This window comes from Streptomyces europaeiscabiei (genome assembly GCF_036346855.1).
GTDB lineage: Bacteria > Actinomycetota > Actinomycetes > Streptomycetales > Streptomycetaceae > Streptomyces > Streptomyces europaeiscabiei.
In genome coordinates this window covers 39,282-51,709 of record NZ_CP107842.1, presented here as the reverse complement: position 1 = coordinate 51,709, position 12,428 = coordinate 39,282, and the positions used below count along the sequence as shown (strand labels likewise).

The following is a 12,428-nucleotide window of genomic DNA, read 5'->3' as shown; positions in this document are numbered from 1 at the left end:
CCGCACGATGCTGCCATGTCCCGAAACGTAGCCGTCCCGCGGCTGGCCGCACCGGCTCGGCAGGACCCGCGCCCGTACGTCTACGCCCTCGCCCAGCAAGGCAAATTCAACGAGGCCGCGCACCTCGCCCAGGCGTGGGAGACGCACACACTGCAGACGTACGGAATCGACTCGCCCCAGGCCACCAGTAAACGACGTCGTTTTAAGAAAGCCGCAAGCGCCGCACTTCGGACGATAACAAGCCCTTCGGGCGCCACGGCCGCCGCAGGCGAAAAGACCAGGTTAGGCAGCAACAAGAAGAAGGGACTACGCGGCGGTGCGCTGGCGTTCGGCGTCAATCGCGCGCCGCAGGGCTTCCAGCTTGAGGGGTAGCAGCTGGCGCAGTCCGTCGTAGCGCAGCCGGCCGACCCGGTAGGAGGTGACGAGTCCGTTCTCCTCCAGCGGCATCCCGGGCGGGCGGATCGTCGTGTGCCCTTCGTCGTCGAGGACGCCGTCGTGGTTCATCCAGAGCGACACCCACAGCCGCGAGGTGCCGTGGGCCCGTTGCATCAGGCCTTCTCGCACGTCCAGCCAGCGCTCCAGCGCGGCCCGGGTCAGCGCCGAGGTCTCCAGCCACTCCCCCCAGACGGTGCCGCCGCCCTGGGGGCGCCGCTCGACGTACACCGCGGCGTTGTCCTCGCCCAGGTCGGTGGTGCGCAGGTCGGCCAGCTCCCCGCTGCGCGCCGCGGTGTCCAGCTCCAGCGCGAGCGAACGAGAGTCCAGGAGTGGTTCGTACTGGGTGCGGGGCTTGGGGCCGTCGGTCTGCGGCCGGTGGGCTGGTTCAGGCGAAGAGTGCGGCGAGGGCGCCCGTCACCGCAGCGGCGAGGGTGATGACCGCAGCGAAGGCGGTGGCGGCTCGGGTGAGAGCGGCCGGGTAGGTGGCACCGTTCAAGCGCGCGAGTTTGGCCGCGCCGGCGGCGGTCAGCAGTGCGATGACGATTACGAGTGCGGTGGTGAGGAGGGCGAGGGCGACGGTCACGGCAGGCTCCCGGTACACGAGATGGGGTGTCGTGGTCGAAGGTCGCGGAAAACCTGTTCGCCGGGGTTCGCCGGAGGAAGATGAACACCGGCGAACATGGCTTTGCGGGGGCGAGCGGGTGCAGTACGAGCGGAACGGCAACGGCGACAATCCGGCACTTACGGAGCTGCGCGGGAAGCTGAGCGACGGGCTGGCCCGCAACCGGATCAACAAGACGGAACTCGCCCGCCGGTCGGAGCTGGGGCGTACGACCGTGTCGGAGGCCTTCCAGCCCGGCGGGCCGGCGCCCTCGGCGCACACGGTGGAGGCACTGGCTCGCGCGTTGAAGCTGCCTGTCGGGGAGTTGCTGGCCTTGCAGCGGGACGCGGACGGAGGCGGGGGAGGAAAGCGGCCGGTGCCAGGCCGTCCGATCGGGCAGTGGGAGCCGCACGCTCTGGAAGTCCATCCGGCCGGGCCCAGCAGCATCGCTCCCGGCAGCGATGCGCCGGGGGCGCGTGTGCTGCCGGGGTACGTCAAGCGCGGGCATGACCTGGTGCTGGCGGAAGCGGTCCGGGACGCTGCGGCCGGCCGCAGCCGGATGGTGGTCCTGGTGGGCGGTTCGTCGACGGGGAAGACACGGGCGTGCTGGGAGGCTGTGCAGCCGCTCGCGGACATGGGGTGGAGGCTTTGGCATCCCTTCGATCCGACCCGCGCCGAGGCCGCTCTCGATGACCTGCACCGTGTCGCTCGTCGAACCGTGGTGTGGCTGAACGAAGCCCAGCACTACCTCGGCGGCCGGAAGGCCGGTGAGCGCATCGCTGCCGCACTCCATGGCCTGCTCACCACCCCGGAGCGTGGTCCGGTGCTGGTGCTCGGCACCCTCTGGCCCGAGTACGCCGCCCGCTACGCCGCCATGCCCTCCCCAGGGGGGAAAGACCCGTACAGCCGGGTGCGGGAACTCCTGTCCGGCCGCACGCTGACCGTCCCGGATGCGTTCGAAGCCCAGGCGCTGGCCACCGCGGCAGCCCTCGCCCGGGACGGTGACCGGCTGCTGGCCGATGCCCTCACCCGCGCCGACGCCGACGGGCGAGTGACTCAGGACCTGGCCGGGGCCCCCGAGCTGCTCAACCGCTACGAACGGGCGACCCCTGCGGCCAGAGCTGTGCTGGAGGCGGCGATGGACGCGCGCCGCCTCGGTGTCGGCCTCAACCTGTCGCAGGCATTTCTCACCGACGCCGCCGCCGACTATCTCACCGACACCCACTACGACCAGCTCACCGAGGACTGGGCCGAACAGGCCTTCGCCGAACTCGCCGAACTGGTCCACGGCAAACAAGCCCCCCTGCGCAACACCACCCCCCGGCCCCGACGACGACCGCCCACACCCTCCCCACCTGCCGACACCTCGCCCCCGGCGACTGAGGGGCCGATGTTCCGGCTCGCCGACTACCTCGAACAACACGGCCGCACCGCCCGCAGACCGCTGTGTCCGCCCGCTTCCTTCTGGCACGCCGCCCTCACCCACCTCACCCACCCCGACGACCTGAACAACCTCGCCCAGGCAGCCCAGGACCGGCACCGCCTGCAATGGGCCCACCACCTCCGACACCGCGCCGCCGACCACGGCAGCACCGACGCCCTGTACCGCCTGGCCGAGATGTGGGAGGAGGGTGGGGACCGGGAGAGCGCCGAGCACCTCGCCCGGCAGGCCGCCGACCACGGCAGCACCGACGCCCTGTACCGCCTGGCCGTGATGCGGGAGCAGGCCGGGGACCGGGAGAGCGCCGAGCACCTCTACCGGCAGGCCGCCGACCACGGCGACGCCCTGGCCCTGGCCTGCCTGGCCGTGATGCGGGAGGAGGGTGGGGACCGGGAGAGCGCCGAGCACCTCGCCCGGCAGGCCGCCGACCACGGCAGCACCGACGCCCTGTACCGCCTGGCCGAGATGCGGGAGCAGGCCGGGGACCGGGAGAGCGCCGAGCAGCTCTACCGGCAGGCCGCCGACCACGGCAGCACCCATGCCCTGGCCCGCCTGGCCGTGATGCGGGAGCGGGCCGGGGACCGGGAGAGCGCCGAGCACCTCTACCGGCAGGCCACTGACCACGGCGACGCCCTGGCCCGCCTGGCCGAGATGCGGGAGAAGGCCGGGGACCGGGAGAGCGCCGAGCACCTCTACCGGCAGGCCGCCGACCACGGCCACACCCATGCCCTGGCCTGCCTGACCGAGATGCGGGAGAAGGCCGGGGACCGGGAGAGCGCCGAGCACCTCGCCCGGCAGGCCACCGACCACGGCAGCACCGACGCCCTGTACCGCCTGGCCGTGATGCGGGAGCGGGCCGGGGACCGGGAGAGCGCCGAGCACCTCGCCCGGCAGGCCACCGACCACGGCAGCACCCACTCCCTGTACCGCCTGGCCGAGATGCGGGAGAAGGCAGGGGACCGGGAGAGCGCCGAGCAGCTCTACCGGCAGGCCGCCGACCACGGCAGCACCCATGCCCTGTACCGCCTGGCCGTGATGCGGGAGAAGGCCGGGGACCGGGAGAGCACCCAGCACCTCTACCGGCGGCAGGCCGCCGACCACGGCGACGCCCTGGCCCTGTACCGCCTGGCCCTGATGCGGGAGGAGGCCGGGGACCGGGAGAGCGCCGAGCACCTCGCCCGGCAGGCCGCCGACCTTGGTACGGACGACCCTTGGGGGACACTCGATCTCGGGCAGATCTTCGCAACGCGGTGGCCCAACGGCCTAGACCCAGATGGCACGCCCACGCAGCCATGGCAATGATCCACGTGCCACTCCCACTTGACCGTTACCTGGTACCACATGAGTGAAGACGTGTGGTGGGCGGCGTCCCGCAGACCTACTCAGCCTCGTTGCTTTCCGCGTGGCGCTCCGCCGCGCTCGAACGAGCGTCCACGAAGTGGTTCGACCGAACCATTTCCCACCTGCCTAACGTGCCTGCACACGCCAAAAGCCGCCTGACCTGCGCAGATCAATTGATACCCTAGATAAGGATCTCCCCGGCTGCTCGCGCTGCTCCTGGTCGTCACGCTCGACAGTGACCTCGACCTGGTCGGCGACGTCGGCCAGGACCTCGATGTAGATACGGCAGCCCGGTCCGCGCCGGTTCGGCACCGGGCTGGAGACGTCCCCGACCCGGGTCTCCGGCCAGGCCCGCAGCGCCCGCACGACCGCGTCGGCCGTGCGCTGCACGTCGTCCGGATCCGAGCCCATCATCCGAATCTGCGGCATCAGGCCGCCTCCCCTTCGTCCAGGCCGCCGTCATCGGCCGCGAGCATCTCGTAGCTGCGCCCCATGGCTCGGAGGCAGTCCAGGACCGCACGGCGTCAGTGTGCCTCGGCACTGGGAAAGAGCGTGTCCACGTGGGCGACCCACAGGGAGGACGCACTCACCATGAGGTCGTACGAAGGGCTCAAGCGCAGTGACAGCGGGGCTTTGGGCCCTGTCACTGCCTCGCGTGTGGCTTCCAGGACCGGATGAGGGACGGCGAGACGCTCGGGCCAGTTGGGAAGGGCGAACGTTTCCACGCCGGGACCGCGTGACTTCAAATTGGTACGGGCCCTCGGACGGATCGGCTTGCGCACGCCGGGGTACAGCGCCGCGTACAGGCCGGAGAAGACGAGTACGTGGTTCGTGCCCGCTGCAGAAAGGCGGCTGACGCGGACGTCCTCAACGACGTGCTGCTCGACCAGGTGCCGGGAGAGAACGTGGGGGTCCTTACAGAGCAGAGAGGTTATCGCCCACGTGCCTACGTCGAGACGTACGGTGGCATCGACGTTGTAGAGGTCGACAAGGAGCTGCCACACGTCCGAGGGCTGAGCCGTGCGGTGGAACTGCTCCAGGCGACGCGGTATCCGGGCCAGGTCCTTGTCGAACACCTCGTGCCAGCGGTTCAGTGCATGGCGTGCGCTCATCTGGCGGTCGCGGTCCGTGTCGTACTCCGCGATAACCCGCTCGCGCTCTGCGCGCACCTGGCTCTGCCTCAGTTCGCCGAGTTCGTGGGTGAGTACGCGCCTTATCCGCTGCGCTGGACGTCCGTACGCGACGGCCAATTCGACCAGGTGCGGGTCGTCGAGTGCCGGCCCCCGCCATGGCCCAGGCTGGCGGACGTACTGCTTGGCCATAGTTACGACCAGCTCGGAGGCGCGGGCCTGGCGCCGCTGCACGGCCGGCGTCCGGTCGAGGGCTACTTCGACAATCTCGCGGGGCAGCCCCATAGCATCGGCGACCATGTCCATGAACAGGGGGCTGCGGCTCGGCACGATGCCCTCGTTCTCGAACCGTCGGTAGTTCTTCGGGGAGACCCCGAGGCGTTCCACGACGTCCTGGGCCCGCAGCCCGGTCGCGCGCCGGTAGTCCGCAAGAGTCCATGTCTTCTGTCCCTCCCGCTCCATGAGTTGGAAGGGGTGGATCCGCAATACTCGGGCAAGGGCCCGCAAGCGCGGCGGGTCTGGCACTCGGTGCCCGTTCTCGTACGCCAGGATCTGCGCCTTCGTCGCCCCGACAGCCCTCGCCAGCTCCTCAGCCGTCATCGACCGCCCGTCCGGACGCGCGTAGAACTTCATCCGGCGTTCTCGCAGCTCACTTGGGCTGAACCTGGCCAGGCCTCGTGCCATCCGCGTGCTCTTTCTCGTCTACGGGACCACTTTAGGGGTACCATCCGAAGACCACGGACGGGTCACATCGCAGATACCGACTGCGGCCCCACCTGGAGCGCCGTGTTTTTTAGCGGCAGAACTGGTGGATGCTCAGACGGAAATGCGCGACGTTAGACGCCGTTGGCCGACGGTTTAGGGACCGCGGTCCACGTGTATCGGTTATGAAAGAAGGCCCTGTACCTCCACGGTCGCGATTCCGTTGGCGGAGACACAGGGCCAGCGTCTGGGGAGCTTGCTCCCGGTAGGCCCTCTGTTCCAGCAGGGGGCCTTAGACGTCTAGAGGTGACTTTCGATCAGACTGCGCAGCCAGGCACCCAGTGCCTGGAGCGCCACCCAACCGATCGCCTTCTTGACGATCTTCCGGTCGTTCCGCTCCCCGCCTTCCGGCGGGCTTCCCATACGCAACACCTCCTCTCGGTCGCGGAGCCGATCGGCCCCGATCGGGTCAACCGATCGACGGGTTACGCCACGAGAGAAGATGTCGAGATGAGCATACCGGGCCCCACATACAACACCGGTACGCCTGCGACCAGGGTCGTATCAACTCCGGCTGCGTAATCGCACTTTGACGGCTAGTTGATTTTTGGACCGTCCATCCCCCGCCACCATGGCGTGCGAACGCGTGAGCGAACAAGGGCAGTTGGGGCGCTGTTTCCCGGGTGGTGACGCTGTGTACGGCTTGGGGGCGAGGAGGGCGTCTACGTCCCCTGATGCAGTCGCGATCGATGCGTGACCCATCGAATATCGACTATGTGGGATAGGTCACTTCTGTCATATACCGGCCGTCGGCTCGCATTGGTAAGAGGTTCGAGCAATGGGTGCCCCCTACATGAAGGGCGGTGTCGAACTGGGCGCGGTGCGTTGGCGTTCGGCGTCAACCGCGCGCCGCAGGGCTTCCAGCTTGAGGGGCAGCAGCTGGCGCAGCCCGTCGTAGCGCAGCCGGCCGACCCGGTAGGAGGTGACGAGTCCGTTCTCCTCCAGCGGCATCCCGGGCGGGCGGATCGTCGTGCGCCCTTCATCGTCGAGGACGCCGTCGTGGTTCATCCAGAGCGACACCCACAGCCGCGAGGTGCCGTGGGCCCGCTGCACCAGGCCCTCTCGCACGTCCAGCCAGCGCTCCAGCGCGGCCCGGCTCAGCGCTGAGGTCTCCACCCACTCCCCCTCGACGATGCCGCCGCCCTGCGGGCGCCGCTCGACGTACACCGCGGCGTTGTCCTCGCCCAGGTCGGTGGTGCGCAGGTCGGCCAGCTCCCCGCTGCGCGCCGCGGTGTCCAGCTCCAGCGCGAGCACGGCCGTCAGCCGGGTCTGTGCCGGGGACATGGCCCCGCCGAGATACTGGTCGAGCTGGCGGGCCAGCGCGGAGAGAGTGGCCGCCTCCGGCGCGGGCTGCAGCAGGATCTCCCCACCGCCCAGACGCAGCGCGGACATCCCCAACGCCTCACGCAACAGGTCGACGCACGTGCGGCGGATCGCGTTGGTCGCCTCCGACGTGGGCGGGAAGCCGCCCTCGACCCGGCGGTGCCGCAGCGCCCCGGACTCCGCGAGCCGCACGAACGGGGCAAGCGCCTCTTCCTCCAGGAGCCGCCGCAGGCTGCGCCGGGCACCGACCGGCAGCGCACCCCGCTCCAACGCCCGCTCCAGCTCCCCGCGCACCATGTCCAGCTGACGCCGCCGTGCCGCGCCGGCGCCCAGGCCGTCGAGGAGCTGGTCGAGCGCGCGGACCGAGAGGAACTTCGACGTCTGCACGCCGCGATTGTCGCGCACCCAACCGGGCCGGACCGGGGGACGGCCGAGTTTCTGGACTTTCTGGACCCCCCTTTATGCGCACACGCGTACGCGTGCGCGGAGGATCCTCATCAGTCCCAGCGGCCGACCGGCACCGCGCTACCCGCCCACCTCGCCGGGCAGGTAGCCGGGCACCGTGAAGTCCTTCACCTCCTGCTCGATGGCCCAGGCCCGGACCTGCTCCCACTTCTGCTGAAGGGCAACGGCCCGCACGAGGACCTCCCCGGCCGCCATCGGGCGGCTGAGGTCGCCGACGTCGGCCGCCAGCGCCTTGGCTTCCGCCTCCAGCTGCAGCACGAACGCGCGCACCTCTTGTGCCGTCCGCAACGAGGCACCCCGCCGGACTCTTCGCTCACGCCCGGACCAACACCGGACGGCAACGGCGGGACACGGCTCGACGGAGGAGGCTGCGATGCCTGCCAGCAGGACACCCACCATCTGCAGACCTAGCATGAAACCGCAGGTCCGGAGGGGAAGGGAGACCATGCCCCCACCCGTCATCTGGCACGGGCACATCGTGTTCGGAATGGTCACGGTGCCTGTCGGGCTGATCAGCGCAACCGAGCGTGGCACCACGCCGCTGCGACAGGTCCACACGGCCAGCGGCTGCTACGGACGGATCCGCCACCGCAAGCGCTGCGAGATCGAGGACCGCGACGTCGCCGAACACGAGATAGGCCGCGGCTACGAACTGCCCGAAGGCAGAGTCATCCCCGTCAGCGACGCCGACCTCGACCACGTACCGCTGCCCACCGCGCACGCGATCGAGCTGCTCGGCACCGCCCCGGCCGACTCCATCGACCCGCGGCAGATCGGCGCCGCCTCCTACTTCCTCGCGGCAGCCACCGAACCGACTGGCATACGCCCGTACGTCCTGCTCGTACGGGCGCTCGCCCACCGCTCGCAAGTCGCCATCGTCAAGTTCGCCGTCCGGGGGGACCGCGAACGGCTCGGCATGCTCCGCCCTCTGCACGGCGCCCTGGTCCTCAACGCCCTGCGATGGCGCGACGAGATCCACTCCCCGGCCGGCGCCGCGCCCTCCCCGGCCCCGGTCGACGACGACGAACTGGCCGCCGCCATCGACCTCATCGAAGCCCGCACGGTCGACACCCTCGCCGACCTGCCCGGCCTCACCGACGACTACGCACGAGCCCTCGCCGACGTCGTCCAGGCCAAGCTGCACGCCCGCGACCTCGCCGACACCGAGCCAGTCCGGCACCCTCAGCCGGTCGACCTGATGGAGGCGCTCCAGCAATCCGTGCGCGATGCCCGCGCCGGACGGGGTCAACGGCCCGGCAGCTCTCCGTTCCCTCCCGAGCCCAACAACACGTAGAGGAGCGTCACCACACCCGCGGCGACCAACAGAGCAGTCCCCACAGACGGGTGGCGGTACACGAGATACTCCCGGGCGGCAGTGGCTTGTCGATTCCGGGAACCGATCGGTTGTTGAACAGATCACTTGAGCTGGGGGTCGGCACGCCGTGCGGCGTCGGACGGCTCTCGTTGGCCGACGGGATACCAGCGCGGGACTGCAATGTCGGAGGCCGGGAAGGAGAGCCGCTGCCGCACCACTTGGTCAAGTTCGCGCTCTCGCGTTGTGAGGTACCCCGGGTCTTCCCAGACGAAGGCAGCGTGGAGGCAGACGCCTGCGTGGCGGCGTGGTAGGACGCACCGATCACAGGCGTAGTACAACACTCCGGCCGGAGAATCCCCTTGCCAGCCTCCGCCCCAGCCCCACTTCTCGTTCTCCCAACCAACCCACCACAGAGTGACGCGTTGCTGGAAGACGTTTCCGACCAGGGCGCGATGCGAGCCCTGGTGTCCGACGAGCAAAGGACAGTGGAGAACGGGTCTCAAACTGCGTGACCTCAGGATGGGACGGGCCCGGCATGACCGGGGCGTCTTCCGCCACACACCCTGAGCGGCCGTCGGACTCTTTGGGAGGTGCGTCTCGATGGCCGCGCGCCGCGCACGGTACGCGGACTGCTTGCAAGCTGCAGAGCAGAAGCGGCGTGGGCGACCCCCGTCCGGTGTCTTCACGGGCTCGGAGCAGTGGGCGCAGCGGCGGACAGGCGATTCAGACATCGCTACTCTCCCCCTCCAGACGCGGCCGGAAGCTGCTCGATCCTGCTGTCCTCCTGCAGTCCGAATGAACGCAGCACGGTCAAGCGGTCGGTGGTGATGATTGTGGGGGACATTGGACGGACGCCGCCAGGCTGGTCGTTCGCGCTCAGCGCGGCCGGAGCCTTTGATGCCTGCGTCGAGGAGCGCCGACTGTTCCAGGGAACGAAAGAGGACAGAGCCTCAATCACATGGCCCAACCCAACCAGCGTTGCCGGCACGTCCTCGGCCCGGGTCTTCTTCACCACCGGCCGAACGACGAACAACACCAGCGCGAGCACAACTACCAGCATGACCAGGCCCAGCATGAAAGTCAGGGAACTGACGGCTGATAGGGCAGTTGAGACGACGTGCACGACAACCTCCAGGAACGAGGAAGGCCCCAGTCCCAGGGGGACCGAGGCCGTGGAGAGCGAAGGGGATTGCGCCAGAAACGAGAAAACTCCCGCATCCCTCATGGGATGCAGGAGTAGCTGCGGATACGTGTTCGTCCGCGACGAGCCAGAGTGTGCCACAGGCGGGCTTTCGTAACACGACCCCGCCGCGAGCCTGTTTCGAGAACTGATCGCTTCCGGCGGCCACCCTGAGCGCTTCGCGATGCCGAGGCGGAAGCACGGCCGGGATCCTGTTACTCACTTTCGGGTGACGGCCCGAGCCCTCGCGGGGTGGCGCACCGTGGTGCAGAGACGCCGTGCCCCAACCCCTGCAAGACCTCCCCTGACCTGTTGGCACGTCAATGCGGCCTAATGCGACATAAGTGAGCGTTGCATCCAAGAGTCATGGAAATATGTGCACTAGGTAACAGAGGCCATGCTTTCCCCGTGAGTAATCCGTGATGTGGACAAAGTGTGTGTGCGGTCAGCCAGCCGCCGACGCCCACCACACCATCCCCGGCAGCCTGTTCAGGCTGCCGGGGATGGTGTCCCACCTTGAGGGGTCTCATGTCCGCTTCCGCTTCTGTCACCGCTCGCAGTCTCGTCGCCGCCGCGCTCGCCGCCGGCGCCGTGGTCTCCATGGTCACGCTGCCGGCATCGGCCGCCGACCACCGCTCTGAGCGGTCGAGGGTGAAGATCTCGGATGTCCAGTACGACTCCCCCGGCTACGACGACCGCTCCAACCGCTCCCTGAACCGGGAGTGGGTGGAGATCACCAACAACGGCCGCCGCAGCGTCAACCTCGACGGCTGGACCCTGAAGGACGAGGACGGCCACACCTACACCTTCGAGGACTACCGCCTGGAGGGCCGCGCCACCGTCCGCATCCACACCGGACGCGGACGCGACACCGACACCGACCTCTACCAGGACAGCCGCCGCTACGTCTGGGACAACCGCTCCGACACCGCCACCCTCCGCAACGACCGCGGACGCTACATCGACAGCGACTCCTGGGGCCACCACCACGGCGGCGGCCACCACAACAACGGTGGCGGGCACCACCGCTGACCCAGCACCACACCACACCCAGTAGCGACAAGGACGCGCCCGGCCACCCACGGCCGGGCGCGTCCTTCTGCGAGCCACAAGATTTTTTGGTGCCGTGTAAAGGATCCGGCGGCCGTACGCCTCTCAGCATGCGTACGGCCGCCGCTGCTTCACCGTGAGGCGCTGGGCCGCAGACTGGAGGAGGTCCGGTGGAACTGACGGGAATCGGCATCGTGGTGTTCCTGATCCTGCTCTTCGCGAAGCCGCTGAGCAGCGTGTTGAAGAGCATCGCGTTCCGTAACCGTGCGGCGGGCAAGGCCAAGATGATCCGTGCGAAGGACAGGTCCGGGCGGGCCCCGAAGAGGCGCCGGACGGGGAAGCGGGGGCGGCGTGGCTGATCGGGACAGGCCGCGGTCGCGGCACGCCGAGGCGCTGGCGGAACTGGTCGAGGACCGGTACGGCCGGATGGTCCGCTACGCCGCCAGTCGGCTGCGCACCCGCGACGTACCGCGGTCGTCGGCGGACCCCGAGGACATCGTGCAGAACGCCCTCAAGTCCGTGCTGGCCCACGACGAGCCGATCGGCAACGTGCGCGGCTACCTCTACACCTGCATGGACCGTGAGATCGGCCGTGCGGCCCGGAACCACTACGCCGGCAGAGGGTACGAGTCCCTTGACGCGGACGTGCGACTGGAGGACGAGCCGGCGGTCTGGCCTATCGACGAGGCCGAGCTGCGGCACGTCATCGACGAAGTTCTGGCCGGGCTCCCGCTGCAGCAGCGCAGGGCGATGCTGCTGACGCGGGAGCTGGGCATGACCCAGGCAAAGGCGGCCCGGGTCATGGGGGTAGCTACGGCGACAGTCGGCGTCCACACCCACCGGGCGATCAGAGCGTTGCGCGTGGCACTGGTCGGCATGGGGACGGCCCTGGTCTCATGGGCCACCGCGAGCATGGCGATCGGCAGCCGACAGGTCATCCCCGGTGCCCGCCCCGAGATGCTGCCGGTCCCGTACACGGTAACGATGATCATGCTCATCATGGTCGGTCTCACCAGCACCGTGCTGGGATGGGCTATCTCCACGTCCGGGCGGATCCGCCTGCTCTTTCCGCTCGCGTTTTTCGGGGCGGCGCTCAGGAGCATGTTTGAGCAGGGGGTCCGAGACGGGTACGGCGGCTCCGGCGCTCGTGGCTACAAGGAAACTCCCCCTGTCAGCCACGTCCGCGTGGTCCCGAACCCCGACGAGGGCCGAGAGAAGGAGATCTCGACCTGGGGAACGGTCGCCGACGAGGTAAACGACCTCAATGCGAGCGCCGAGGTCGGCAAACTCCATCGCCAGACCGCCCGTCGGACGGGACGAACGAAGAGCGCTGCTCGACCATGAGGATCTGCGTCAGGGACCGACTTGTGTGTTTCGCGGTCGGT

Annotated in this window: 13 protein-coding genes; 5 read left to right on the top strand and 8 right to left on the bottom strand. The window is 69.2% G+C overall.

The window, feature by feature from the left end:
* Positions 1 to 306: 306 nt before the first annotated feature.
* Together OG858_RS47115 and OG858_RS47110 are read right to left on the bottom strand one after the other, a co-directional pair.
* Entirely contained in the window at positions 307 to 663 is a 357-nt protein-coding gene (locus OG858_RS47115; protein ID WP_330346701.1) for a hypothetical protein, read from the bottom strand.
* A 157-nt stretch (positions 664 to 820) separates the two neighbouring features.
* Positions 821 to 1,018, bottom strand: coding sequence for a hypothetical protein (locus OG858_RS47110; protein WP_330346700.1), 198 nt, complete (start codon positions 1,016 to 1,018; stop codon positions 821 to 823).
* Between the two features lie 118 nt (positions 1,019 to 1,136).
* On the opposite strand from OG858_RS47110, the gene OG858_RS47105 reads away from it, so the two are divergent.
* The gene (locus OG858_RS47105; protein WP_330346699.1) at positions 1,137 to 3,779 is read left to right on the top strand and encodes a tetratricopeptide repeat protein; all 2,643 of its coding nucleotides are present in this window, start codon (positions 1,137 to 1,139) and stop codon (positions 3,777 to 3,779) included.
* A gap of 165 nt (positions 3,780 to 3,944) precedes the next feature.
* Here the strand turns inward: OG858_RS47105 and OG858_RS47100 are convergent, their stop codons facing one another.
* The 5 genes from OG858_RS47100 to OG858_RS47080 form a co-directional block, all read right to left on the bottom strand.
* Complete coding sequence (locus OG858_RS47100; RefSeq protein WP_330346698.1) at positions 3,945 to 4,247, bottom strand: hypothetical protein; 303 nt, start codon at positions 4,245 to 4,247, stop codon at positions 3,945 to 3,947.
* 95 nt (positions 4,248 to 4,342) lie between these two features.
* On the bottom strand, positions 4,343 to 5,632 hold the full coding sequence (locus tag OG858_RS47095) for a helix-turn-helix transcriptional regulator (protein WP_330346697.1): 1,290 nt from the start codon (positions 5,630 to 5,632) through the stop codon (positions 4,343 to 4,345).
* 318 nt (positions 5,633 to 5,950) lie between these two features.
* Positions 5,951 to 6,073: a hypothetical protein gene (locus tag OG858_RS47090; protein ID WP_330346696.1), complete on the bottom strand. Its 123-nt coding sequence runs from the start codon at positions 6,071 to 6,073 to the stop codon at positions 5,951 to 5,953.
* Positions 6,074 to 6,499: 426 nt separating this feature from the next.
* Positions 6,500 to 7,420, bottom strand: coding sequence for a hypothetical protein (locus OG858_RS47085; RefSeq protein ID WP_330346695.1), 921 nt, complete (start codon positions 7,418 to 7,420; stop codon positions 6,500 to 6,502).
* A 138-nt stretch (positions 7,421 to 7,558) separates the two neighbouring features.
* Entirely contained in the window at positions 7,559 to 7,786 is a 228-nt protein-coding gene (locus OG858_RS47080; protein WP_330346694.1) for a hypothetical protein, read from the bottom strand.
* A 157-nt stretch (positions 7,787 to 7,943) separates the two neighbouring features.
* Here OG858_RS47080 and ku point away from each other — a divergent pair, with 157 nt between their 5' ends.
* A complete protein-coding gene (gene ku, locus OG858_RS47075) occupies positions 7,944 to 8,792 on the top strand; it encodes a non-homologous end joining protein Ku (RefSeq protein ID WP_330346693.1) in 849 nt (282 codons plus the stop codon).
* A gap of 754 nt (positions 8,793 to 9,546) precedes the next feature.
* Here ku and OG858_RS47070 read toward each other — a convergent pair.
* The gene (locus OG858_RS47070) at positions 9,547 to 9,888 is read right to left on the bottom strand and encodes a hypothetical protein (RefSeq protein WP_330346692.1); all 342 of its coding nucleotides are present in this window, start codon (positions 9,886 to 9,888) and stop codon (positions 9,547 to 9,549) included.
* Between the two features lie 633 nt (positions 9,889 to 10,521).
* Between OG858_RS47070 and OG858_RS47065 the strand changes: the two genes are divergently transcribed.
* The 3 genes from OG858_RS47065 (at position 10,522) to OG858_RS47055 (ending at position 12,387) form a co-directional block, all read left to right on the top strand.
* The gene (locus tag OG858_RS47065; RefSeq protein ID WP_330346691.1) at positions 10,522 to 11,025 is read left to right on the top strand and encodes a lamin tail domain-containing protein; all 504 of its coding nucleotides are present in this window, start codon (positions 10,522 to 10,524) and stop codon (positions 11,023 to 11,025) included.
* A 188-nt stretch (positions 11,026 to 11,213) separates the two neighbouring features.
* The gene (locus OG858_RS47060; RefSeq protein ID WP_330346690.1) at positions 11,214 to 11,402 is read left to right on the top strand and encodes a hypothetical protein; all 189 of its coding nucleotides are present in this window, start codon (positions 11,214 to 11,216) and stop codon (positions 11,400 to 11,402) included.
* On the top strand, positions 11,395 to 12,387 hold the full coding sequence (locus OG858_RS47055; RefSeq protein WP_330346689.1) for a sigma-70 family RNA polymerase sigma factor: 993 nt from the start codon (positions 11,395 to 11,397) through the stop codon (positions 12,385 to 12,387). The genes OG858_RS47060 and OG858_RS47055 overlap by 8 nt, the downstream gene beginning before the upstream one ends.
* Positions 12,388 to 12,428 lie beyond the last annotated feature (41 nt).

Bases quoted from the DNA above. Each gene is read 5' to 3' on its own strand.
- OG858_RS47100 (WP_330346698.1), bottom strand. From the start codon at position 4,247: ATGCCGCAGATTCGGATGATGGGCTCGGATCCGGACGACGTGCAGCGC.
- OG858_RS47095 (WP_330346697.1), bottom strand. From the start codon at position 5,632: ATGGCACGAGGCCTGGCCAGGTTCAGCCCAAGTGAGCTGCGAGAACGC.
- OG858_RS47090 (WP_330346696.1), bottom strand. From the start codon at position 6,073: ATGGGAAGCCCGCCGGAAGGCGGGGAGCGGAACGACCGGAAGATCGTC.
- ku (WP_330346693.1), top strand. From the start codon at position 7,944: ATGCCCCCACCCGTCATCTGGCACGGGCACATCGTGTTCGGAATGGTC.
- OG858_RS47070 (WP_330346692.1), bottom strand. From the start codon at position 9,888: ATGCTGGGCCTGGTCATGCTGGTAGTTGTGCTCGCGCTGGTGTTGTTC.
- OG858_RS47065 (WP_330346691.1), top strand. From the start codon at position 10,522: ATGTCCGCTTCCGCTTCTGTCACCGCTCGCAGTCTCGTCGCCGCCGCG.